General features: G+C 68.7%; 21 protein-coding genes and 2 pseudogenes. 14 read left to right on the top strand and 9 right to left on the bottom strand.

Annotation, left to right across the window (positions count from 1 at the left end):
* Positions 1-242: 242 nt before the first annotated feature.
* Positions 243-1,730, bottom strand: coding sequence for a S1 family peptidase (locus tag ACMXN5_RS31155; RefSeq protein ID WP_439678243.1), 1,488 nt, complete (start codon positions 1,728-1,730; stop codon positions 243-245).
* Between the two features lie 32 nt (positions 1,731-1,762).
* Positions 1,763-2,050 carry a trypco2 family protein gene (locus ACMXN5_RS31150; RefSeq protein WP_439678242.1) on the bottom strand — a complete coding sequence of 96 codons (288 nt, stop codon included), beginning with the start codon at positions 2,048-2,050 and terminating at the stop codon, positions 1,763-1,765.
* A 625-nt stretch (positions 2,051-2,675) separates the two neighbouring features.
* Here ACMXN5_RS31150 and ACMXN5_RS31145 point away from each other — a divergent pair.
* Positions 2,676-2,879 carry a hypothetical protein gene (locus ACMXN5_RS31145; protein WP_439678241.1) on the top strand — a complete coding sequence of 68 codons (204 nt, stop codon included), beginning with the start codon at positions 2,676-2,678 and terminating at the stop codon, positions 2,877-2,879.
* A 40-nt stretch (positions 2,880-2,919) separates the two neighbouring features.
* Here the strand turns inward: ACMXN5_RS31145 and ACMXN5_RS31140 are convergent.
* Positions 2,920-4,100, bottom strand: a protein-coding gene (locus ACMXN5_RS31140; protein WP_439673378.1) for an IS3 family transposase whose coding sequence is annotated in 2 segments (ribosomal slippage) — positions 2,920-3,836 and positions 3,836-4,100 — 1,182 coding nt in all. Because the reading frame shifts where the segments join, the coding sequence is not laid out codon by codon here.
* A gap of 110 nt (positions 4,101-4,210) precedes the next feature.
* Here ACMXN5_RS31140 and ACMXN5_RS31135 point away from each other — a divergent pair.
* The 4 genes from ACMXN5_RS31135 to ACMXN5_RS31120 all read left to right on the top strand — a co-directional run bounded on the left by ACMXN5_RS31135 (position 4,211) and on the right by ACMXN5_RS31120 (position 7,993).
* Entirely contained in the window at positions 4,211-5,482 is a 1,272-nt protein-coding gene (locus ACMXN5_RS31135; protein WP_439678240.1) for an AAA family ATPase, read from the top strand.
* Complete coding sequence (locus tag ACMXN5_RS31130; protein WP_439678239.1) at positions 5,482-6,339, top strand: HNH endonuclease; 858 nt, start codon at positions 5,482-5,484, stop codon at positions 6,337-6,339. The genes ACMXN5_RS31135 and ACMXN5_RS31130 overlap by 1 nt, the downstream gene beginning before the upstream one ends.
* 389 nt (positions 6,340-6,728) lie before the next feature.
* Positions 6,729-6,893, top strand: coding sequence for a hypothetical protein (locus ACMXN5_RS31125; protein WP_439678238.1), 165 nt, complete (start codon positions 6,729-6,731; stop codon positions 6,891-6,893).
* A 185-nt stretch (positions 6,894-7,078) separates the two neighbouring features.
* Positions 7,079-7,993, top strand: a complete 915-nt coding sequence (locus tag ACMXN5_RS31120) for a protein-L-isoaspartate O-methyltransferase family protein (RefSeq protein ID WP_439678237.1) — start codon at positions 7,079-7,081, stop codon at positions 7,991-7,993.
* A 1,048-nt stretch (positions 7,994-9,041) separates the two neighbouring features.
* On the opposite strand, the gene ACMXN5_RS31115 is transcribed toward ACMXN5_RS31120, so the two are convergent.
* Complete coding sequence (locus ACMXN5_RS31115) at positions 9,042-10,364, bottom strand: ATP-binding protein (RefSeq protein ID WP_439678236.1); 1,323 nt, start codon at positions 10,362-10,364, stop codon at positions 9,042-9,044.
* Positions 10,365-11,571: 1,207 nt separating this feature from the next.
* A pseudogene (locus ACMXN5_RS31110) lies at positions 11,572-11,664 on the bottom strand (helix-turn-helix domain-containing protein); the annotation flags it as partial.
* Positions 11,665-11,672: 8 nt separating this feature from the next.
* Here ACMXN5_RS31110 and ACMXN5_RS31105 point away from each other — a divergent pair.
* Positions 11,673-11,987, top strand: a complete 315-nt coding sequence (locus ACMXN5_RS31105; RefSeq protein WP_439678235.1) for a hypothetical protein — start codon at positions 11,673-11,675, stop codon at positions 11,985-11,987.
* Positions 11,988-12,054: 67 nt separating this feature from the next.
* Here ACMXN5_RS31105 and ACMXN5_RS31100 read toward each other — a convergent pair whose 3' ends face one another.
* The gene (locus ACMXN5_RS31100) at positions 12,055-12,240 is read right to left on the bottom strand and encodes a hypothetical protein (RefSeq protein WP_439678234.1); all 186 of its coding nucleotides are present in this window, start codon (positions 12,238-12,240) and stop codon (positions 12,055-12,057) included.
* 315 nt (positions 12,241-12,555) lie between these two features.
* On the opposite strand from ACMXN5_RS31100, the gene ACMXN5_RS31095 reads away from it, so the two are divergent.
* From ACMXN5_RS31095 to ACMXN5_RS31085, 3 genes are all read left to right on the top strand, one after another.
* Positions 12,556-13,197 (top strand): hypothetical protein, encoded by a 642-nt coding sequence (locus tag ACMXN5_RS31095; RefSeq protein ID WP_439678233.1) that lies wholly within the window; start codon positions 12,556-12,558, stop codon positions 13,195-13,197.
* A gap of 227 nt (positions 13,198-13,424) precedes the next feature.
* Positions 13,425-14,027: a DUF2716 domain-containing protein gene (locus ACMXN5_RS31090; protein WP_439678232.1), complete on the top strand. Its 603-nt coding sequence runs from the start codon at positions 13,425-13,427 to the stop codon at positions 14,025-14,027.
* Positions 13,915-14,256 carry a hypothetical protein gene (locus ACMXN5_RS31085; protein ID WP_439678231.1) on the top strand — a complete coding sequence of 114 codons (342 nt, stop codon included), beginning with the start codon at positions 13,915-13,917 and terminating at the stop codon, positions 14,254-14,256. The genes ACMXN5_RS31090 and ACMXN5_RS31085 overlap by 113 nt, the downstream gene beginning before the upstream one ends.
* Positions 14,257-14,267: 11 nt before the next feature.
* Here the strand turns inward: ACMXN5_RS31085 and ACMXN5_RS31080 are convergent.
* Positions 14,268-14,408: pseudogene (locus ACMXN5_RS31080) on the bottom strand (IS21-like element helper ATPase IstB); the annotation flags it as partial.
* A 14-nt stretch (positions 14,409-14,422) separates the two neighbouring features.
* Between ACMXN5_RS31080 and ACMXN5_RS31075 the strand changes: the two are divergent.
* From ACMXN5_RS31075 to ACMXN5_RS31065, 3 genes are all read left to right on the top strand, one after another.
* Positions 14,423-14,593, top strand: a complete 171-nt coding sequence (locus ACMXN5_RS31075; protein WP_439681447.1) for a hypothetical protein — start codon at positions 14,423-14,425, stop codon at positions 14,591-14,593.
* Between the two features lie 366 nt (positions 14,594-14,959).
* Complete coding sequence (locus ACMXN5_RS31070) at positions 14,960-15,175, top strand: hypothetical protein (protein WP_439678230.1); 216 nt, start codon at positions 14,960-14,962, stop codon at positions 15,173-15,175.
* 1,030 nt (positions 15,176-16,205) lie between these two features.
* The gene (locus tag ACMXN5_RS31065) at positions 16,206-16,607 is read left to right on the top strand and encodes a hypothetical protein (RefSeq protein ID WP_439678229.1); all 402 of its coding nucleotides are present in this window, start codon (positions 16,206-16,208) and stop codon (positions 16,605-16,607) included.
* A gap of 58 nt (positions 16,608-16,665) precedes the next feature.
* On the opposite strand, the gene ACMXN5_RS31060 is transcribed toward ACMXN5_RS31065, so the two are convergent.
* On the bottom strand, positions 16,666-17,079 hold the full coding sequence (locus tag ACMXN5_RS31060; RefSeq protein ID WP_439678228.1) for a hypothetical protein: 414 nt from the start codon (positions 17,077-17,079) through the stop codon (positions 16,666-16,668).
* Between the two features lie 501 nt (positions 17,080-17,580).
* On the opposite strand from ACMXN5_RS31060, the gene ACMXN5_RS31055 reads away from it, so the two are divergent.
* Both ACMXN5_RS31055 and ACMXN5_RS31050 read left to right on the top strand, forming a co-directional pair.
* Positions 17,581-20,415, top strand: coding sequence for a hypothetical protein (locus ACMXN5_RS31055; protein ID WP_439678227.1), 2,835 nt, complete (start codon positions 17,581-17,583; stop codon positions 20,413-20,415).
* 510 nt (positions 20,416-20,925) lie between these two features.
* The gene (locus ACMXN5_RS31050; RefSeq protein WP_439678226.1) at positions 20,926-21,600 is read left to right on the top strand and encodes a DUF6000 family protein; all 675 of its coding nucleotides are present in this window, start codon (positions 20,926-20,928) and stop codon (positions 21,598-21,600) included.
* Positions 21,601-21,756: 156 nt separating this feature from the next.
* Here the strand turns inward: ACMXN5_RS31050 and ACMXN5_RS31045 are convergent, their stop codons facing one another.
* The gene (locus ACMXN5_RS31045) at positions 21,757-22,590 is read right to left on the bottom strand and encodes a transposase family protein (RefSeq protein WP_439678225.1); all 834 of its coding nucleotides are present in this window, start codon (positions 22,588-22,590) and stop codon (positions 21,757-21,759) included.
* Between the last annotated feature and the right edge of the window lie 17 nt (positions 22,591-22,607).

Below are 22,607 nucleotides of genomic sequence, written 5' to 3'. Positions count from 1 at the left end.
GCCCTTGCCGGCCGACGGGCGAGCAGATCCAGGCCCGGTACGGCCGCGGCGAGGTGCCCGGACTGCCACGACGCGCGGAGGCGGCGATGCGCTGGTCGCGCGCCGAGGGCGACGGAGGCTACACCGGGGTCCTCCAACGCTGCGGAGGGGCCGCCGTAGTCGGTTCCGACGGTGCGCCGGACGATGGCCGCGCCCGCGAAGTCCCCGCTCCCGCCGTTTGATGGCACTGGGCCTGCACCCGCTCACGCGGATGGGACGGGGGTGGGGACGATCCAGGTCTGCATGGAGGGGACTGCTGCGATGCCGTGCAACAGACGTGCGGTGGCCCCGTCTTGCTGCCGTATCAGCGCGGTCAGGTGGTCGCGGCGGGCGTCGAGGTCGTCGCATCGGTCGATGACGTCACCGACGACGTCGGCGGCGCGTTGCAGCGCCGGAGCCAGCTTCCGCAGTTGCGTGATGCCGTTGCGGATGCTCTTGGCGACCGCGTCCGCGTCTCCCTCCGTACGCAATGTCGGGTAGGTCTCGACGAGGGCGGACACCAGCTTGAGAGCCGCCTTGCGGACCTTGACCAGGTGCTCACAGGACTGTGCGAGGAATCGCGCGAGGACCCGGAAGGCCGCGAAGCTGTCGTCCGCCGGCATGCCCAGCGGGGTGGGTCCGAGGGAGAGGTCGTGCAGGGGCAGGCCGTGGCCGATCGTGGGGAGGTGGACGAAGAAGTCCGGCCCACGGCCGTAACCGGGGTCGAAGTTCTCGGCGTGGTCCTGGCACAGCCGTTCCAACGTGCGCACCGCCCGGCGCACGGGCAGCGGTGCCGGTTCCGCGAAGTCGCCCAGCGCCGCCCGCAGTTCCACGGCACTGTGACCGAGGGAGCGCGCCACGGCGACCGCCCGGCTCGTGTTGAGGCTCGCGAGAGCGTCGGTGACCAGATCCGAGGGATGGTCCTGGATCGCGGGACTGTGGACGAGCCGGTGATCGCCGTGGGAGAACGCCCTCCTAGACCACAAAGTTTCGAGAAGCGTCCACGCCCCACCCGGCGCCTCGAGGTTGTGCACGTCCTTTCGCGAGGGCAGCGTCGACAGGGCGTGCCCGCCACCCAGCAGGCCCCAGACACGGCCCCGAACGGAGTCGGCAAGTTCGTCCAGCGCGGTGAACGGCAGCACGGTCAACGAACCGGGCCCTTCGGCGAGGCCGTGTTCGACGACGATACCGAGCGCAACCGCATGCCAGTCGCGATCCCTGGCGAACACGACAGCGCCCGACATCCCCTCCCACGGGGACTCCCGGGCAAGGTCCGACGGAGGACTCGTCACCGACAGACGCAAATGCCCGGACACCAGGCCCGAACCCGGCGCGATGGTGCCGAACGCCTGCGCGGTATCCCGCAACGGCCGACCCTGCGCGCGCTGTTCCATGAACCGCGGAAAGCCCGTCGCCCAACATCCGTGCAACAGTTCGACGGACTCCCGATCCACCCGCGCGAAGCGTGTGACTGCGTGCGCCTCCCGCAACCCGTCCACGTCCAGGACGGCGAGATCGAGCCCGTCCTGCCGCCCGTCGTAGACCACCGTGAACGGGTACTCCACACCCCCGGCGCGCACCGACCGATCACCGGCGCCGATGTTGTGACCCGCGGTCACCACGATCCCCGGCCGGACCACGTTCCCGGACCCGGCCAGCCACACCGGTCCGTCGACACCACCCCGGGCGATCGTCAGGACCGGACGCAACATGTCGCGTGCACGCTCCGTTGCCGGCCCGGTCGTCACGGACGCTCATCGAGTTCGCGACCGACCCGAATCCTGTGACCGTGACGATCGACGGGAGGATCCAGATTCACCGTCACCTTCTGCACCGCCTGGTGAGACACCGCGCCACCACCGGCGAGATCGACCACCCAGAGCTTCACGCCGCCCTTCGCGTCGGCACTCTTGGTGACCCCGACCTGCAACTCGATCTGCACCGAACCCACCGGGAAATGCACACCCGCACCCGCTGCCCGACCGGCCGCATCGATCAACTCGGCCCGAATCCGATCGATCACCTCTGCCAACGGAATATGATCACCCACCGAACACCCCCATCCACTCGACCATCCACAAGCGACCAGACGAACTGCGATGAACATACGACCACATCGCACCCGACCGCGCTGCGAAACCGACCCGCTCGAAGCCGTCCCCGAACGCACGCAGACCACCTGCTGAAGACACGACGGGCACCCGGGCCGATCCCGCCCCGGCCGGCGCCGACGGAGGTGGGGTCGGGGCCATCCGTCTCGTACGGGTCGCCCCGGCGCGGCATCCACCCCAGGCCCGCTCCCGCCGCGCCGCGAACCGGTGTGCCGGTGCTCCGCCGCAGTGTGGACCTCGACTGCGGTCGGCGGCAGCACCGGCACGACGTCCCTTGGCCGCGACCGCGGTCGACCAGCACGACCCGCAGCGCCCCGGGGCCCGATGGGCCCGGCGGCGAGTCCTGCGCAGGCGCCACTTCACAGTGATCCTGTTCCTCTCCCGAGCCACACGCCGCCCCAGGTACCAACCCCTGACGTCCTTAAGCCCGTTGACCGGGACTCCGATGCCCGACATGCCGTTGCCGCGGTCGTACCATCAGCTGGGCCGCGTGCGGTCCCGACACGGCAAACGACGCAGACGACCGGGAGAAACACTGTGCGGTTCGTGGTGATCGATCGCAATGCGCCCCCACCGACGAATCCACAGATCACGGTGGTCCTCGAACGCGACGGATGGAACGACTTCGGGTACTACACGATGTTCCACCTGAGCATCCGCGAAGGCGCGGAGCGCACGGATGTCGGCACGGTCAAGGTCGGCCGCACGGGTATGGGGCCGGGTGGACCCGCCCGCGTTCCCCTGCACTGAGGGGCCTCGCGTTTCTCGGACAGGGTCATGACTGTCGAGTTCACGCGGCGAGTCGCAACTCTTCGAACTCGGCATGCACCTCGCCAGGAGGGCGATATCCCACCGCCGAGTGGAGTCGTTTGCGATTGTACCAGAATTCTATATACCGAGTGATATCTCGTCGAGCTTCCTCGCGAGTCGAGTACTTCGTGCGGGAGACGCACTCGTTCTTCAAGGATGCGAAGAAAGACTCGGCCATTGCGTTATCGAAGCAGATCCCCGTACGACCGACGGAGCGACGCAGGCCGAGTCCGCCGAGCACCTGCGCGTACTCTGCCGACATGTAGTTGCTTCCGCGATCGGAGTGAAATATGGCATCCTCGGCAAGGGGGCGATTGCGTGCCGCGTTGCGAATCGCCCGTGATATCAGCGGCGTCTGGTAATGGTCGTCCATCGCGTAGCCGACGACCTCTTTCGTGCAGCAGTCGATCGCAGTCGCGAGATAAAGCCAACCCTCGGCCGTCGCAATGTACGTAATATCCCCGACGAGCTTTTCCCCGGGAGCGGCGGCGGTGAAGTCGCGGCCGACCAGGTCCGGCACAGGCGCGGACGTGGCGCGGGTGAGGGACAAGCGCTTCGGGCGGGGCTGGCAGGGCACCAGGCCCAGGTCGCGCATGATCCGCCGCACCAACTCCGGGCCGGCCGCCACGCCCCAGCGCAACATCTGCGCGCGGATGCGACGATATCCGTACGTGCCGTCGGACATCTCGAATGCCTTCGTGACCAGCCGTTTCAATTCCTCGCGCCGCCCGGCGGTCGCGGATTCCGGGCGGCGCCGCCAGTCGTAGTAGCCGGATTTGGACACACCGAGGCGGTCGCACATGAATGCGACGGGATATGCGTACTCCACGGTATCGAGTCGCATCGTCTCGATGAACTCGTACTTGCTGCCTACCGGGGATCCTTCGCGAAGTACGCTGCGGCTTTTTTCAGGAACGAGTTTTCCATCTCGAGCTCGCGATTGCGGCGTTCGAGTTCCTTCAACCTGGCGCGTTCGTCAACGGCAAGCGGCCCTTCGGCTTTTTCGTGCCTGCGCTGATGTTCTCGAACCCAGGCGCGGAGCGTTTCCGGGTGGACATCGAGCTCCCGCGCGGTCTGTGCGATCGCCCGGGGCGCGGACTTCAATGCCAGTTGAACCGCTTCCTCGCGGAACTCGGGCGTGTACGGGTTGGGGCGTGCCATCTTGCTGCTTTCCTCGGTTCCTTACAGGTCAACCTTATTGGATCTCTGTCCGAAACCTTCGAGGCACCCCACACCCCGCGTTCGAGGAACTGGGACCCGAGTACTTCTCGGTGGGGCAGGACGACACGTACTACGAGCGGCTGAACGGCTTCGACCCCCTCGTTCGACGCGCGGTACTCAAGGGTCTGAGGGACATGGCGTTCGACGAAGACGCCTACGCCGTCGCCGAACGCGAAGCCGTCACGAACGAGTCGCTCCTGAGGTTCGTCGAGGCCGCCGTTGTCCGGGAGCAGTTCCGTCGCATCGCCCGCGGCGGCGATCGGCTCAAGGCATTCGAGGTCACCTACCAGGCACCGGCATCGGGAGAAGACCGACTCGAACTGTCGTTCGCGGTCGACCCCGACACGTTGCCGCCCAGCAACGTTCACGTGCTGACCGGACGCAACGGGGTCGGCAAGTCGCTGCTGCTCCACCACCTGGCATGGGCCTCCCTCGGTGACGAGGTGAGCCCGTCCCGGGAACCGGTGGGACGGATCGGCGAGGTCGACCGCGATGGGCCTCGCTCCTTCAACACGCTCGTCAGCGTCTCCTTCAGCGTCTTCGACCACCGGCCGTTCCCGGACTCCAAGAAGCTCGCCGCCTATCGCGTCGGCCTCGTGCACCCCACCACGACGGGTCAGCCTCGAACGAAGTCACAGTCGGAACTGGCCCAGGAGTTCGCGGAAAGCATGGAGGCGTGTCTGAACGGCGCGCAGGCCGAACGATGGCTCGCCGCGCTGAGGACGCTCTGCTACTCCGGCAGCGGACTGCTGGAACCCGGTTGGCTGGACGACTTCGAGGCGACGGCCGAAGCCGATCAGCGCCGGATCAAGGCCCGGCTGCTCTTCGCTTCGTTGAGTTCCGGCCACAAGGCGGTGCTCCTGGCCGTGACCCACCTGGTGCACCACGTCGGGGAGCGCACGCTCGTACTCGTCGACGAACCCGAGACCCACCTTCACCCGCCACTCCTGTCCGCGTTCGTGCGCGTGCTGTCCGACCTGTTCAACGACCGCAACGGCCTGGCGATCCTGGCCACCCACTCACCGGTCGTCCTCCAGGAAGTCCCGAGACACTGCGTATACAAGCTGCGCCGCCAGGGGACGCACGTCGCCGCGGAACGCCCCCGCATGGAGACATACGGGGAGAACGTCGGCATCCTGACGCACGAGGTCTTCGGACTGGAGATCACCGACACCGGCTTCCACCGCGACCTGAACCGCCTCGTGGAACAAGGGCTTTCCTTCGACGCTCTCGTACGCCGCTTCGGCGGCCGGCTCGGCGCGGAGGCACGCATCATCGCCCGCTCCCTCATCGCCACCCGCGATACGGGAGGCAACTCCTGATGCTGTCCGTTCCCCCGCCCGCTCTCGACGCCCGCACCGTCTACAGGACGTGCCTGTCCAAGGCCAGACCCGCGGCCAAGGCCCTCCTTTCGTCGTACGAGGAGGCCGTCGTATCCGCGGCCGCCGACTACGAGACGGCGGCGCGCGCCGCCCGTCTTCACACGCTCTCGGGTCTTCGACACGAACCCGGCGGCACAACCCCTGATCCGAGCGGGATCAACGACGAACTCGTCGGCACCTACACGTCCCGCATGGCCGGCAAGAACGGCCCCGGGCGCGATGTGTACAACAAACTGCTGAAGGCCGCCCCCGGCGGCCGGTGTCCGCTGTGCCACCACGGCCTGGCGGACACCCTCGATCACCAACTCCCCAAGTCGGACTTCCCCCTGCTGGCCGTCACACCCGCGAACCTGGTGCCCGTGTGCCAACGGTGCAACCACAACAAACTCGACCAGATACCGAGGACCGCCGAAGAGCAGGCCCTGCACCCGTACTTCGACGACGCCGTCAACGACCACATCTGGCTGTTCGCCCGCATCACCGGCCCACCGACGCCGGCGGTCACCTTCGACGTCGCTCCGCCACCGGACATGCCGGATCCATGGGCGACGCGGGTGAGCAACCACTTCGACAGACTCGACCTCGCGACGCTCTACGCCGCGCAAGCCGGCCCCGAACTGCGCGTGCGGAGCAGATCCTGGACCGGCCTGACCGCCCAGGACATACTCGGCGAACTCCGTCACCAGGAGAGCCTCTGGGGCGCCGAACACCTCAACTGCTGGCAGGCGGCGCTGTACCGGGCCCTGGCGGAGAACCCGTGGTACATCGAGGCCGGACACCACGAACTCGGACACTGAAACCGGACTCTACTTCGTCGCCGACACCCACCGCCGGCACCACCTCGAGACCGACAACGTCGGCGGATTCGGCTGCCCGCAACGACCTGCCGATTGCCCCGGCCACGGCCGAACCGCTGCTCCGAGGCCGCGCTCGCTGGTTCGTCGTCGATCCGCCGCCGATCGCCGCGAGGCTGGGGTGGTGAACCCGCTCCTGGCCCGCCGTGCGCGCGCTGGATCTCGACGTGGCCCCCGTGCCCTCACCCGTCTGCACGTTGCGGGGTAGCGCCATGGGGACGTCCGGCCGGCGAACCTCGTCGTTACGGCGGAGGGCGACGTCGAGGTTGACGAACTCGACGTCGCCCACCACCCCGACCTGTTGCCGCTGCCGCACCCGCTACCGGGATGGCATGGACCACGTCACCGCCCCCGGGACCGCCGACTGCGGCCCCACGGCGGCGGACGTGCACATCGAGCTCGCCGACACGGCCGAGATCTACGGCCTCGGCAGGGTGCTGCGGCCGACGACCCCGACCGGGTGCCGTCAGGACTTGACGCAGGGTGACATTCGGTGAACGCTCGGAGGAAGTCCGCCCCGGGCGGCCGCGGCTTTCGCGGTTCGAGGTCGGACGGTCGCTCTGCCGACGGGAAGGGGATTGTGATGGCGGATCATCGGGGAAGCCGGACAAGGACAGCCGTCCTTCGGATCGGAGCCCGAAACCGCCGAGCAACCCGAACCCGGACGGGAGCGACCCCGGTGGTGGCGGCGACCACCGCAAGGACGATCAATGACACGACCCCCACGAGGCCGACGATCGTCGACACCCTCAAGGCGGCGGACGCCCTACCCCCGGGCTGGGAGGAGGCGTTCACCACGGTGGACCGCGCGGCGTTCGTCCCGGACCGCGTCTGGCCGTTCGACCTCGCCACCGGCACCTACGCCCCCGTCGTCGACCGCACCCGCGACCCCCGGGCGTGGCACCGAGCCGCGACCGGGCCGGACCCGCTGGTGACGCAGTGGGACGACGGCGCCCACACCGGCGACGCCCCCGGCACCCTCGCCTCCTCGTCCGTGTCCGCGCCGGCCGCGGTCGCCGCCCTGCTGGGCGACCTCGACGCCGCCCCCGGCATGCGGGTCCTGGACGTGGGCACCGGCACCGGATACACCGCCGAGCTGCTGGCCGCCCGCGGCTGCACGGTTACCACCGTCGAGATTGACCCTGACCTCGCCGACCGCGCCCGCGCCAACCTGACCCGCGCCGGATACGCCGACCGCGTCACCGTGATCACCGCCGACGCCACCACCGAACACCCCGCCACCGCCCCGTTCGACCGGATCCACATCACCGCCGGCGTACGCCGCATCCCACCCACCTGGCTCGCCCGCACCCGACCCGGCGGCATCGTCGTCATGCCCTGGGGCACCGACTACAGCCCTCACGACTGGGCCCTGCGCCTGACCGTCACCGACCCCCACCACGCCGCCGGACCGTTCACCCGGGCCTTGTCGTTCATGAAATCCCGACGGCCGCACGCTTTCCGCGTCCCCGCACGACGCGAACGGTCCGGCGGATCCGCCGAACTGCCGCCAGGCGATGCGTTGGACACCGGGCGGTTGAGCCTGGGGGCTGATTGGTTGGTGTGTGGGGTGGGCTGGGGCGTTGCAGTTGGTTGACAACGGTTCATGGCCGTCCGGGCGAGGGCCGTGGCGGGCCCGGCCTGGGGGTTTCGCGGTTTCGCTGAGAACGCGCGGGTGCGTTGCACATACCTTCTCCGCCTAAAGGCCCGGATCATGTTTGTGCCGTTCACGGCGTTGTGAGCTGGGTTGCAGGGGTGGGGGTGGCGGTCTACCGCCCGGGTGTGCGTGGCCGGGTGGTGGGGCGGTGATGTGTCTCGGCGGTGCGGTCGAGGCGGATTGCGTCGAGGCCGGTTTTGGTGATGATTTCGGAGCTGTCGTCGATGGCGGTAGCGGCCTGGCGGAAGAGGCGGTGAGGCTGCCGATCCGGCCGGCGGTGCGTCGGTGGAGATAGGGCGCGAGGCGGGGGAGTGTCCCGGTGCGGTATGCGTTCAGGTCGAGCGCGGTTTCCACGCCGGTGATCAACTCTTCGAACGGTTCGCGTGTGCCGAGCCGTTCGGGGAACGCCCCGCATTCGACGAGTGAGGCGCGCCCGGCGAGTTGTGCCCCGCGTGCCCGGTGAACAACGCGGTCGCCACCACGTCGATGCCCGCGTACACGAACGTCGCGCCGATGCGTTCGGCGAGGTCCTACAACAGGCCGTCGGCCTCCGCCCCGAACAAACCCGAACCAACCAACGCCTACCCGTCGTTCTCGTCCTGGCCGGCCATGAGCACATCCGTCCGCTGCGCCGCCGACCTGCGCGCCGCGCAACCCGACCAGCTGCTCCTCCGCCTCCTGCTGGTGACCGTCGTCCGCATGGTTCCGCTCTGATCCGCCCGTTCACCACTTCATGCCGAGTTCGGTCAACAGCCCCGTGCGGTGTCCGTGCGCGCAGCGACCGCCGCCACCAAGGCGGCGGCCCACGCTTGCGACGAAGTCGACGAGTATGCGCCCCCAGGCCGCCCGGTCAGCCCCGGACGGTGGTCCTGGGTGCCGTGCGGCCCATACGCTGTCGTCGGGTTCGCGACGGCGGATGGCCGACCGAGACGTCTCGACCTTGACGTCCTGGGATCGTGCCGCGCTCGCGTTGAGACGTGATGGCCAATCAGACCGAACGCCTTGGCTTCGTGCCTCCGTCGCGGCACAGTTCCGTGTGTCGTTGCGCGGCGGCGTACCAAATTTCGTCGCTCGCGTACGCAGGGTCGCCCCGGTGGAAGGCGCGACCCCATTCTCGTGCCGCATTGGCGAGGGACGTTCGTCCGTCTCCAGGGAAGAGGTAACGCAGTCCGGGATCGGTGCGCCGGTAGGCGCCGAAGATGATTCCGAGGGGGCTCAGGTTGGGTGGGTAGCCGAACTGCTTGGACCGTAAGACGCCCAAGGGACCGTCACCGCGAACAGCGCGTACGACCTGTTGCCATTCGGGACTTTCGTAGTCGAACGCGTTCTTGGAGTAGGCCACGGGCACGTGGTCGCAGTGAACCTCGCCCACAATTCGGCCGACCCTCATCTCTGGGTACTCGAGGATTTCGGTGTCGTCATCAGGGCTGCGCCATGTGAAGAGTGACTTGTCGCGTGTGAGGATCTTTCGCCCGTTTCGAAGAAAGTCGATCCCGTAGTCGGTGTCATCCGTGTAGCGTTGAACGCCGATCCAGCCCGTGATTCGGCGATCGACGTAAGTGAATCGTTCCCCACCGCACCGGGCGCAGAGTTCCTGCGGCTCAGTGGCCGCATGCCGGCAGTCGGCGCAGACGCCTGAGGTCGGCAGCGGCACGTCGATAGGTTGGACGGCGTTGACGTCGCGGTTGCCCATGCGCACGGTACGGTTTTCCGCCCAGACGCAATGCAGGCGCGGTGGCACCGGGCGACCGTTCACCGAGAGTCGGAGTTTGCCTTCCCTGAGTAGATATCCGAACTTGTCGCCCAGCATGCGCCTCAGGGGTGGCCCCATACTCTGTTGCCAGGGCTCGCGCAGACCGCGAATGGTGATCTCGGTTCCGTGATCGCCTGCCTCCGCTTTCCTCTCCGTCCACACCGCAGCAGCCCAGTTCGGTTGGCCGGCCTCGCTTAGATCCCAGGCGATCACGGTCCAACACAGGTCGAGGGCCCGGGTGCTTCGCAGGGTGATGTGACGGCCGAGCCTCGCCGTGGCCACAGTGAGGCCGATACCGATCTCGTGATGCCGCGCCTCGCGGTCTGTCCAGCCTGCGGCGAAGGCACGTTCGAGGGAGAGGCCATCCATTCCGGGGCCGTTGTCGCGGACGACGACCGAGCTCTGTCGGCGATGCTCCGTCCCCGCTTCGAAGTCGATCAGCACGAGTTGGGCCCCGTTCGCTTCTTCGCCGGCGTCCTCGAGCCTGTGCAAGGCATTGTCGATCAGCTCCGCCAGGCATTCCGACCTGCCCATGGGGATATCGGCCAGGACGCTCAAAATTCGAGGTGATGGTACGAGATGCACCGGCTCGGACGCCGTCCTGTCCCCAGAGGCCTCGTGGACGGCGGTCTGCAGAGCCGCGAGCCAAGCCGATGTCTGCTCTCCTCGGCCCAAGGTCTCCACGAAAGCACGCAGGAGAACGTCGCTGGGTGCCCCGGGGCCCCGGATTGCCCGGCTTACTGTGCTTCTCGGCAGCATGCCGACCCCTGCGGCTTCCTCGAGCCGGCGCAGGGTGAGCCCCGAGCAGTCCAACATTCGCCGCATGGCCGTTCTGAGCCCCTCGAGCGTATGGATCGACTCCGGAGCCGGAATTGCTGCAGGGAATCGCACAACGTCGTATTCCGCCTCCCAAAGCGCCCTGATCTCGCTCACATCGGATCCACATGCGTCTGCGACGGCCTTGGCTACGCTCCACGAACAAGAGCCATTGCGTAGGGCCCGATGCAAGGTGGACTTGGCGTATCCCGTGGCCATCGCCAACCGCCCGAAGGAAAGACGCGCCCGGCCGCGCGACAGCTCCAGCCATCGCGCGACCTCGCTGGGCTGCTGATGCCGTGGGCTCGGAACCTGACGCTCGTCCCCTGACGGCTTCGGGTCAGACGGCATCGAGACGGCGCCTGGTAACGGTTACCCCGACAAGCCCCACCACGGCCGTGGCCAGTTCCGTGAGGGGCACAGCCATGGCAGGCGTCCTCCACGCAAGAGCGCCCAGGACGACAATCAGTACGACCACGAGGAGCCCCCAAGCACGGCGACGGCGCGGCCTGGGGCTTTCGCAGGGAGAGGTTGCACTCATGAGGATGCCTTCCATGGATCAGGGATCTCGGACGCCAACACGGCAGACCTGCTGTGGGTTTGGAGCCCGCAGGCGTTGCTCGATCTTCGAATCCTGCCGCACGGGTCGCGAGCAGAACCAACCGGAATAGACCCTTCCGATCGGTGTTCCACGCCTGTCCCAAAGCGGTGATGACCGTATACTGCCCGGTCAGCACGATCACGCGTTGGAGCCACACCTCATACCGGCATGCCGTTCCACCCTGTCCAGACTTCGAATTGCAAAACGTGGGAGACACCGGCGAAGGTATGGATGGGATTTCGGCTCTCGGACGCCACCGTGCCACGGATCCTCGACGGGCGTATTTGGAGTACGCCGGTCACCTGTGTGCAGGCCCTCGGCCACGGTCGAGGGCCTGCACACCCCCTACGCCCGGCAGTCCGGCCTCCCATTGCGCGTTGGGGCGTTGCGGCGAAGCTCCCGCGAGAGGGTCGACGGGTCGCGGCCCAGCCGGCGGGCGACGGCTCCTGGTGATCGCGCAACTGGCCCGGGAACACCGGCACGAGGACACGGCCGCGTTCACCCGCGCCCTGTGGTCGGACGCGACCCGCTCCCCGGAGGTGCGGGTGTGCCGCGTTGGGGTGGCTGTGCCTGGTCGACGACCCCGCGACACGCTGCGCACGATGATCGAGGAGACCGTCACCCCCGAACTCCACCGACTGCTGTCCCCGACGCCCTGGCTGACGCAGGTCGACGACTTGGGCGCCGACGGCTTGTCCCACACCCTGTGGCGGATGCTCGACCCCGACACCTGGCCCGGCCCCCCGACGGAGCCCTGCTTCTGACGTCCCGCGCCCGAACCGCGGTGGGCCGAGGCCCGGGCCGACGGACTCCCGGGCGCGGCCGGGGCGTTCATGTTCCCGGGAGTTTGGGCGTGCCGTCGGATGCGACGCGTTTCTCGAACGCGGAGGCGATCGCGAACGCGCCCCCGCAGGGCGGGCATTGCGCCGTCCCGAAGACGTACGGCAGGCCGCGGGCGAGCGAGGCCTGCCCGTCACGGATCGCGATCGCGCGCAGCCGCGCACCCAGCGGGGACATCTCCTCGGGCGTGCTCGCGCACAGGGGACGGCGGTCGATGTCACCGCGATGCCAGTCCCGGATCGCGGAGTAGTCGCCGTGAGATGCGCGCGGTGGATGCTGTCGAATCGGGTTCGAAGGTGTGGCGGTTCCTTCTGCGTGGATGGAGGCCGAGGCCGGTCGGTGGTGGCGGTGGCCGGGCGTCGGTCCGGGTCCACCGGGGTGTCTCCCCGGGGGGTGGGCGGTCGAAGTCCGGGAGTTGCCCTTCGGATGGGGGGTGGGGCTGGCAGGCTGGGGCCGTCGTGTTCGTCCCGTCCCACAGGTGGGAGATCGATCATGCGCAACGGACTGGTGTCCGCGGGTGTCGCCGCGGGGCTCTTACTGGCGTCGGCCTGTGGTGGGAACGGTGACGATCCGCCCCCTCGCGCCTCGTCGGCCTCGACGGCCCCGGCCGAGGGCGCAGAGCGCCGACCCGATCCGCGACCCGCGGACGAGACGATCGAGTTGACCGACTGGGAGGGTTTCCGGTATCGCACGCCTCTGCCGATCCTCGGCAGTGGGCCCCAGGCGCGGAAGGAGGCGGCACCCCCGGGGAAGGTGTTCCTCCATGTCGACCTCACCCTGGAGAATCTCCAGAGGGATCGGACCGCCGAACCGAGCAAACTCGTCGAGGAACTCGTTTTCGCCGCGGATCCGGGCTCGGGAGCCGGCAGAGCGGTCTGCGAACAACCGCCCGGCCCCGGATGCATTTACGCGTGGCCGGTCTGCGAGCACCGGGACCGGACCTTCGAGGGGGACCCCGAGGAACTCGACGACTCCGGGGAGCCCATGCCGGCCGGAACGACATACAAGCTCCGTTGCTACCTCCGGGAGCCGGTGCCAGCGTCGGTCGACCCGAAGCGGATCCACATCTTCCAGTTTCGGTACGACGCCCCCGACCGTTCCAAACCTCGTCACATCGAGATACCCCACACCTGAGACTTCCGAGGAGTCCGGACCGCCCGGGACCGTTGGAGCTCGCGTCGAGGGAGCCAGCGAATGGGCCGGTCGCTCCGTTCCGGCTGTCTTCTCAATGGCGGGTTTGGGGCGCGGGGCTCTGACCTGGGGTGCGGCACTGATTGAGAAGGTTGGTCTGTGCTTGGTGACCTGGGGCTTTGGTCTGTGGTGGCGCGGGTGTCGTTCGGTGATGGGTCGGTTGACCTGCGGTGTCGCAGGGTTTGAGAAGGCCGCGCGACGCGATCGAGAATTCCCTGTGGCGGGCGGTGTGTTCGTGTGTCGGAACCCTGCTCGCTGCGCCGGGTGTTCCGAACCGTTTCGACGCCCGCTTCGCGTTCAGGGCCGGCGTGTGCGAGTTCCCGGGGATCACGGAGCCCTCGCCGTCGATCACGTGGAGCCCGGACGCGTTGCGCGAGGACCCCGGCGGTCGGAATCTCGACCGTCCGGTGGACGTCGTCCAGGACGGGCTCGCCGACCGCTGCGGGCCGGGGGAGTGGCTGTGGCTCCTGGACCGGCAACACACCTGCCACAGGCTGCGTCCGGACGTCCCGGAGTCGACATGTTCCTGCCGCGGGTGCTCGAGGGGCGCTCGCGCGAGGGCCGGCCGTTCGGCCCCTAGCCGGACGGGGTCAGTGGGCGCCGACGTGTCTGCGGTGGCTTTGTCCCGCAGAGCCGGGTTGGTGAGGCATGATCTCGAGCATGAGCGAATCGGAACCGGACCTGCTCTCACGGCTGTGGGAAGAACACCTGCGTGCGCCGTTCCCACCCCATGTTCGCGGTCGGGAGTTCGAGCACGAAGACAGATTGTTTGACATGGTGTTGCTGGACGCGGACATCGCCGGCTGTGTCTCCTCGTCGCTTTCGGGCCCCCTTGACGAGCAGCGCCGGAGACTCTTGCTCGTGTGCCTCGCGGCCGTTGAGAAGGTCCTGCCGTCGATCGATGACGAGGCCGGCGCGATCGAGTACTACGAGCGCTTGCGGAAGATGGCCGCGCTGGCGGTCGGAATCGGAAACGCCAACGCCAACGCCAACGCCCGTTAGCGGGCAGTGGATCAACCGGCGGCTTGCTGTTCGGCGCGGGCACGGGTGGTGGCGAGACGGTAGGAGTTCGAGGCTGCCGACGAGAAGCAGCGGCGGTCGAGTTCCATGTATCCGAGTTCGTCGATCGCGAGAAGGTCAACGCGGCCGTAGCGGGTGCACCGCCCGCTTGGACCTACGCGACGCGGTGCCCCCGCACGCCATGGACGGCGTGCTGCGGATGTACGAGTACGAGGGATCCCGCATCGCCGCGACGGAGCGCGCCGTCGACCTGGTGGCGCGCGCGTTGGCCGGTGAGCGGTGGCACCCCCGGTCACGTACACCCGATCCGCCCGATTAGCGATCGGACGCTGTGGCCGCCGCGCACACCCGACCACGCCCCGCGTCGCCCGAACGACGCCTCCCGGGCGTTCGGCCCGCCTCGGCTCGTCTCCCGAACGGACGAACCCGGGCGGGCCGTTGTCGGACCCGTCGTGTGCGCGGCGGTCCCGACGCCCCGGTGCCTCGCGGGGTCCAGGCGCGAGACTCGGGGCCGCCGCCCCGCGGGGACGCCTCCCGGGGCCCTCGAAACCCAATGAGACGGATGCCCACGGGGATCGGGTGGCGCGGCGATTCGCTCGAACGAGTGCCGCCCCGAGCGTGACCCTCGCCGACCCGGCGGCATGTGGCGTGGTTTTCCCCGGGGGCCCCGGATAGCCTGCGGCCTGTGCCCACCACGCAACACGAGGTCTTGCGCGCGGCGATCCTGGACGCCCGCGACGCGCTGGCCGCCCACCCGAACGACCCGCCCGCCCCGACGTTGGCCGCGCTGATCGGGGCGGCGGAGCCGTTCGCCAACTTCACCCAGGCGGTGCCTCCGCCGGAACGCCGCCCGCTGCCGGCGGATCCCACGCATACGATCCCCGACGACGCCGGGCCGTAGAACCACCCGACCACCCGCCCCCCGGTGCGGCCGTGGTCGGTGTTCGTGCCGAGGCGCCGCGACGTTCGGCGGCACGCGGTCGGGTCGATTCGCGACTACGGCGTGATGCCCGGTCCGCCCCCCGGGGGGCGGAACTCGCCGAGTACACAAGGCATTCGGAGCATTGCCTTGTGTGACGGTGGGGTAGTGGTGTGGGTGTGTCGGCTTCCCCGTGGTCGGCGCCCGCGCGGCCCGACGCCGGCCACCCCCCTCCGGTGATCGGGCCGTGCGCCCGGGGACGCGACGGGTCGCCGGGCCGGGGGTCAGTGCGGGCCGGCCAGGCCCAGGAGGCCCACCAGCGTGTCGAGCGCGGTGTTCGCCGCGGCGCGGGACGGCTACGGGACCGCGCGCCTGGATCTGCGCGACGCGATCCCGGTGCACGCCCTGGACGGTGTCCTGCGGATGTACGAGTACGAGGGATCCCCGCCGCGGCGACCGAGCGCGCCGTGGTCCTGGTCGAACGCGCGCTCGCGGGTGAACGATGGCCGGCCCGGCCGCCTCGAACGGGGGGCGATTTTTGAAACCGGCGGCCCCCGGACCGGGGTTGCCTACCGTGTTGCCGTACCTGTTGCCCACCGTGTTGCGTTTCGTATTGCCTACCGTGTTGCTCACCGTGTTGCCTACGCGTCCGACCCCACGGGACCGTTTCCCCTGGTCACAACCCCCGAACAGCCGGAGGCGGATGTGGACTTCTTCACTGGGCGACCCCTCGGCCGGGTCGTCCCGCTCGAACACCGCCCACACCCGGCGCCCCGGTACCACCGACCCGAGCACCCTCCGAGCAGGCCCGGCTGGGGCCTGTCTCTCAGATACGTCTGTGACATCGTCGTGCTCATGATCGAGTCATGGTCGACTCGGCGACTTCTAGGGTCAGCATCGCTTGGCACAGGGGGAAGGCATGCTTCACAGTTCATTCAACGATTCTTCGGCACATGACCAGAGCATGCGCTGGAAGCTCGGCGGGCCCGGGTGGGCCAGGTGGTCGTGGTCGGTGAACGATGCCGAACAGAAGGTGCACGCCTCGTACGTAGGGGCTGAGGTCCTGGCCGGGTTCATGAACGGTGTCCGGGCTCTGCTCCTCGGTTGCAGTGCGACCTTCGTGACGTTCGTCGACGAGCCGAACGGGACGAGAGTCTTCTTCAACCAGACAGAGAAGGAGGTCTTCGTTCAGATAGTGGAGTTTGCGGACTTGAGCGAGCCGTCGTCCTGGTGGTCGGACGCGAGGCTGGTCTGGGCAGGTCGGGTACCAACAGAGGCGTTCGTCAGGGCCTTCATGGCCATGATCGAGGAGCTTCTCTCCGAGCATGGGACAGACGGGTACCGGAGGCGCTGGGGCTACGAGTTCCCCGTCCTGGAATGGGCGGCCCTCCAAGCAGCGCACAGCTCCCGCTGACTCGAACCTGGCTCCGCGTCCGGATGCGGCTCGATCCGGTCCCACATCGCATCAGTGATCACTGACCGAACAGGCACATCCGCTCAACCGACCAGCCGATCAGAGAGACACGCTCTGGCGGCTCGGGTCGTCCCCGCGCCGCGCGCACCGCCCGCACCAGCTCGTCCCGCGCGGCCGGACGGGGCAACACCTCGTCGTTGGCCGGGCCGGGAGCCACGATCCACCGCCCCTCGGCGACCTCGGCCGCGATCCGCTCGGCCGCCGACGCCACCGCCGCGGTGTCGTCGGGTGAGCCGTGTGACGAGATGCCGTGCCACTGCCCGGGATCCCACACCACCAGCACCTCACCCAAGTGCACCGCGCAGCCGAGCACGCCGTCCTCGGCGCCGCCGCACGCGGCCACCCACCCCAGCAACAGCTCGTCCGCGTCGTCGGTCGGCCCGTCGCAGGCGTGCGCCGACCGCGTACCCAACGGACACCGACCCTCCACCGCCCGGCCGGGTCTCGTCGTGCTCCCGGTCCTCGATGTGCTCGGCCACGCCGGCCCCTCCCGTAGTAGACGGAGCCCACATCCCGACCCGGGCAACGCCGCCGTCGCGGCGGTTCGCGCAAACCGCCGCGACGAGCGGCCCGGCCGACCACTCACCGGGCGCCGCCGCGGGCCGGCGCCGTGGTCGATGGTCCGGTTCACCGCCTCCGCCCGTGCCTTCGATCGGGCCCGCCGGCTGTGACCGCTGGCGATAGGTGGCCGGACCCGCTCGAAGCGATGCTGGTCAGCGGTGTGGTGGTCATCGACTGTTGGCCATTCTGGTCAGGGGTAGTTGGCCATCAGTGCCGTTGGCGAACCTTCGTCTCGACGTCCGCGAGCCAAGGTCGACTGGCGCCGGGCTCCGGTAATCGTTGGACGATGCTCAATGGCTGCCCCGTGACCTGGACCTGCCCTACACCCCAACAGGTCCGTGCAATTGGGGGGGTGGGCGGCGTGTCGGCGGGGCACGATCCCAATCGTCTGCGCAATGGCGTCACGGCCGTTGCCGGGGCGCCCGGCTCCGCGTTGCGGACGATGCGCACGACCTTTCGGGCGGTGCCATGGGGTGAAAGGGGACCGTTCGTCCCCGGCAAGGCGCCGAGCCGAACGCAACCGTCGAAGGATCGCGCCGCAGCCGGTTCCGGCGACGCGGCCAAGGAGAGAGGGGGACGTGTGATGGGCGAGGAATCCGGGGACGGCGTCGCAGGCGGGGAGCAGGTCCGGGCGGACGGGGAGGCCGCGCGGGCGCCGGGCGGCGCAGGCGTCGAGGACGCCGGGACGGAGGCGCCGCGCAGGGAGAGGCCGCCGTTCCGGACGGGGGCCGAGCGCGCCGCGTTGTTGCGGGAGCAGTTGTCGGCGGCCGGGTCCCACACCCGGTCCGGGCGGCGGCTGGCGGAAAGCCGTGCGGCGAACGTCCTGGTGGCCGTGGCGTTACACGGTGCCGCTCGGCGGGGGTCGGGTGCGGCGTTGACGGATCTGGAACAACGGTTGACTGACCAATTGGTGGCCTTGTTCGGCGAGGAGGAGGTTGCGGGGTTCGGCCGCATTTACCGGGAGCCCGCCTCGCAGGCCGGTATCGCGTCGCTGTTCCCGCAGCTGGTGGCCGAGCGCTCCCTGGAAGAGGGGGTGGCCGCCCAGGAGTTGCGGGCGTGGCTGCCCTCGGCTGTTGGGGAGATCGACGCGCTGCCCACCGCGCGGCGGATAGGCGTCGAGGAGTTCGGGCAGGGGGTGCTGACGGGGCTGGAAGAAGTGGTGACGGTGACGGCCCCGCCGACCGACGCCACCGAGTACGCGATCGACGCGATCCACGAAACACGGTTGAGGTTCGCGAAGTTCCGGTGCGACCGCGAGTCGGGCGAGTCGGGCCACGACGAGATCTACTGGGCCAGCGGCTCAGCCAGCGAAGCCGGCGCCCAGCCCCAGATCGTGATGGTCACGCGGGTGTACGGGTCGATCAGCACAGGGACCGTGACCTCGTTCGATCCCGACGCCTGGTTCTTCAAGGGGCCGGCCGAGCACTTCGTGGTCGGGCACATCCAGTGCTGGGAGTCCGACCCCGGCGGGAACGACGTCAACAAGCTGCGCCAGGGACTGGCGGACGTGGCCCGCAACAGCGCCTGGGCGGCGCTCGAGGCAACGCTGACGGGCGACTTTACCGAGGCCATCGCGCACGTGCTGACCGTCGCCGTGGCAAAGCTGATCGACTGGATCTTGGGGTTCAACAGGGACGACCTGGTCAAGGAACTGACCATCAACTTCAACCGTGACGCGCTGGTGCGCATGGCTCAGTCCAACGGCGGGATGTCCGATCTGGTCTTCGACGGGGGCGGCGGCAAATACACCCTGACCATCCACACCACGTTCGGGCCGGTCATCGCGGACGCCCTGCGCCACTCCATCTACTACGCGGGTCGTTGGTCCAAGCAGGTGGAGATCCCCCAGCTGGTCAGCGGCTCGACGCGCCCGTCCATGGCCGTGCGAAGCGAGACCGTCACGGGCGACGACATCCGCGACGTGCGTGACGTGCTGTACGCGGTGTACCGCAGGTACGACGGGGCGGTCCAGTTGGGCAGGTACAACGGTGAGCACTGGAGCCTGCCGCGCACGGTCACGAACGCCCACAACGCCCAGGTCGTGTACACGATGTTCGACCCGTCCATCGTGAACCTCAACGACAAACTGCTCCTGCTGTGGTTCGCGCCCAGCAACTCGCCGAACTACGCGAACTACATGCTGACGCAGGAGCTCGATCCCGCGACAGCCCGGATCCGGGGCCAAGACCTCATCGAAGGAGGTCCGAACGTAGGTATCTACGGTCAGGGGGATCTCGTCGTTCACAACGGGTCTCTCTACCGATTTCACCTGGCCATGTATTATGGGCTCAGAGCCATCAACGTCCACCGATACGTTGAGGGTGCGCAGCCGTCCTGGACGCTGCTCGCCGAGATGCCGCCGAACTCCGACAGTTTTCGGCGCACGGACTACGCAGTCGCAGGGGCGTCGTTCCAAGGCCGGTTGTGGATGTTCTACTGGAGCACGCCCCAGAGGCATGCGTCCGGTCTGCGGGCCATGTCGAGTACGGACGGGGTGACCTGGCGGGACGAGACGCTGCCGGAGGAGATGGTCCGCCAAGCCGATGCCAGGCTCGCGCCGTCGGCGACCGTGGCCACACACGGCCTCTATGAGAACCCGCAGCCACGGCTGTTCGTGGCCTTCGCGTCGACGTGGCTGCCCCGCATGGCGGTCTGGTCCTACGACGGACGGGACTGGGCCCAGTCCGAGGTCGCGATCAACTCCAAGAGACTCGCCGACTGGTCCCCGTTCATCCGTGAACACGGGGGCAACCTGCACATGCTGTTCAACATGGACCCGGAAGTCACCACGAAAAGCGTCCTGACCATGAGCAGCAACGGTGCCGTCACCGGCGAACTGCAGTCGGGGAACGCCTGGCAGAGCTTCACCGTCAGCATCGGCCTCCAGCCCGGCTTCAGGTGCATCCGCAACACGTACCACGGCTTGGCACTGACCATGGGATCCGACGGCGTGGTGAGCGGGCAGCCGTACACCGCAGGGCGGCCGGACCAGCAATTCGTCTTCGTCGACCAGAGCGACGGCTCCAAGGGCATCAGGAACCCCCAGTCCGGTCGGGTCCTGCACATGGATATCAACACCGGCCGGGTCAGCGGCGAACCTTACGCGGGCTATGCGGCCCAATCCTTCAAGCTCGTGCCGCAGGCAGACGGCAGCACCGGGATCCGCAACATCTACGGCGAGTGGTAGACCCCGATCCCGTGACCTGCCGGGCACGACCGACGCCCGCCGTGCGCGCGGCGGGATCGGGCAACCGACCACGCTGACCACCGAGGACCGGCCGCACCCTGGAGTAGGGGGTCCGGGACTCCAGGGCAGGAAGGTCCGCCCCCGAATTCCCAGGGGCGGACCTTCGGCGCGTACGGATGGTGGCGCTGCTCGGGCCGCTGCGTGGCGAGGCGACCCCCGCGAAGTCCGACGGATACCTCGGCGCGAAGGTCAGCTCGGATCCCGAGCCCCTGCGGGACCGCGCCGAAATGACCGAACTACATGAGGGATGGCGCTCGGGAGCACCGAACACAAGAACTTGCCAGGGAACACCCGCTACGGCCACACCAGCCTCGGAAGCGCCGGATAGCAGCCGGTGCTTCCGCCGTACGCGAACCGGAACGCCGCCACCGAGCACCGTCGGCCAGCGCGCACGGTCGTGACGGGGGAAACCGCCTCGACCCGACGTGAGTACCCGGCCATGATGCGGCCATGAGCCTTCAGCCGCCGCTTCCCGACCCCGGCACCGAGATCATCCGCCGCTACGTGATCGGCGGCGCCAGGCGCGGCCGCTATCTGAAACTGCTCGGCGGCAATTTCGTTCGCCTGGCGGCCGAGGAACGCGCCACGTTCGTCCACGAGCTCGGCCGCGACGCGCGGCAGGTCACCGACGCCGAACTGGAGTTCCTCCTCCAAGAACCGAACTGGCGCCCGCGCATCGCCGCGGGCTGGCTGATCGGCTCCGGCCGCCGCGAGCAATTCCGCGAACGCCTCGGCACTCTCCTCATGGCCAGCGAGTACACGTATGCCTGCCAGAGCTACTGCATCGCACTCGCCATGCTCGGAACCCGGGAAGACGCCGAAGTGCTGACGGCATACCTGGACCACTACCTCCGACGGCCCGAATGCCGCTACGACCAACCCTGGGCGCTCGGAGCGCTCCTCCACCTCGACGACGCCCTCGGAAGCAACCACGCCGAAGCCTTCCTCGAACCCGGTGGCCTCTGGGAAAGCTGGACGAACGACCACTCCTCCGAGCCCACACAGGTGAAGGAGCGCATCACAGAAATGCGCGACCTCACAGACCGCTACGCGCACAGCGCAGATGAGCCACCCTCGGCGTCGTGGAGCGCGTGTTCGGCCTCGCGCGCGACCGAGGCCTCCTGAACGACATCTCCCTGCCCGTCCACACCGTCCGCGGCACCCCCCGCCCAACGTCCATTGAGCATCGTCCAACCTGAAGTTGCTGGTCACGGGGCTGGTGGGGCGGGGTTGGGGTGCTCGGGCTGGTCGGGGGCGTGATCGGTAGCAGGTGATCATCTGTCAGCGGGCGACCTCGGCGTTCGTCAGGACCATGAGTGCCCGCAGCAGCGTGGTGGCGTGTGCGGCGTTCATGCGGACCTTGGTGAGGATGCGCCAGTTCTTCAGGTCCGCGAAGCCGTGTTCGACGGCCGCCCGTTCGCGGTTGACCAGCCGGTTCGCCTGCTTGTGGGGGTCAGTGAGCGGGTGTCCGCGCGTCGCCCTGCGGCCGGTGACGACCACCGGGTCCTCGGGGTTGTCGTCCAGGCCGACGAAGCCGAGGTCGGCCAGGGCCCCGAGCCCCGCCTCCCGAAGGCGGGCGGTGATCTTGTCGTGACGGGCGGTGGTGATCTCGCTGGACCGCCCCGGCTTCGCCGCCGAGATCCAGACCAGATTGCCTCTCCCGTCGGTGAGCGCGAGGAACAGCAGGCCGTGGGCCTTGTGCTTGCCCGAGTAGTTCGGCCGGTTCTGATCCCCGGTGCGTCGGCGGGTGCGGACCAAGGTGCCGTCCAGCAGCACGACTTCGCCACCCGATCGGGTGATCTTCTTCAGCGCGCGATCCAGGCGCGGAGCGCGGGCCGCGAGCAGTTCGATCACTTCCAGCAGCCACCGGCGCACCGTGGACGCGGACACCTCGTTGCCGCCGGCCATGTCGCAAAGCCGCTGGTCGTGCCGCAGCACCGCGAGCACGATCACCGCGATCCGGCCGGGCGGCAGCTTCCGCCACCGCGAGCCGATCCGTTTCAGCCGGCCGCGGATCAGGTCGGCGACCATGCCGACCGTAGTGCTCGACAGCGGCAGCCGGCACTGGTAGACAAATCCGTCAGGGCCCTCGGCGGGCCGGGTGTTTCGTCGCATGGAATCCCCAACTCCCG

The organism is Embleya australiensis (assembly GCF_051903075.1).
Classification (GTDB): domain Bacteria; phylum Actinomycetota; class Actinomycetes; order Streptomycetales; family Streptomycetaceae; genus Embleya.
This window is presented reverse-complemented; position numbering and strand designations above follow the sequence as displayed.

What these genes read in the sequence shown, in the direction of transcription:
- ACMXN5_RS31050 (WP_439678226.1), top strand. Translation starts at nt 20,926, where the DNA reads ATGAGCCTTCAGCCGCCGCTTCCCGACCCCGGCACCGAGATCATCCGC.
- ACMXN5_RS31045 (WP_439678225.1), bottom strand. Translation starts at nt 22,590, where the DNA reads ATGCGACGAAACACCCGGCCCGCCGAGGGCCCTGACGGATTTGTCTAC.
- ACMXN5_RS31155 (WP_439678243.1), bottom strand. Translation starts at nt 1,730, where the DNA reads ATGTTGCGTCCGGTCCTGACGATCGCCCGGGGTGGTGTCGACGGACCG.
- ACMXN5_RS31085 (WP_439678231.1), top strand. Translation starts at nt 13,915, where the DNA reads ATGAGCGAATCGGAACCGGACCTGCTCTCACGGCTGTGGGAAGAACAC.
- ACMXN5_RS31100 (WP_439678234.1), bottom strand. Translation starts at nt 12,240, where the DNA reads ATGTCCCCGCTGGGTGCGCGGCTGCGCGCGATCGCGATCCGTGACGGG.
- ACMXN5_RS31095 (WP_439678233.1), top strand. Translation starts at nt 12,556, where the DNA reads ATGCGCAACGGACTGGTGTCCGCGGGTGTCGCCGCGGGGCTCTTACTG.
- ACMXN5_RS31125 (WP_439678238.1), top strand. Translation starts at nt 6,729, where the DNA reads ATGGACCACGTCACCGCCCCCGGGACCGCCGACTGCGGCCCCACGGCG.
- ACMXN5_RS31130 (WP_439678239.1), top strand. Translation starts at nt 5,482, where the DNA reads ATGCTGTCCGTTCCCCCGCCCGCTCTCGACGCCCGCACCGTCTACAGG.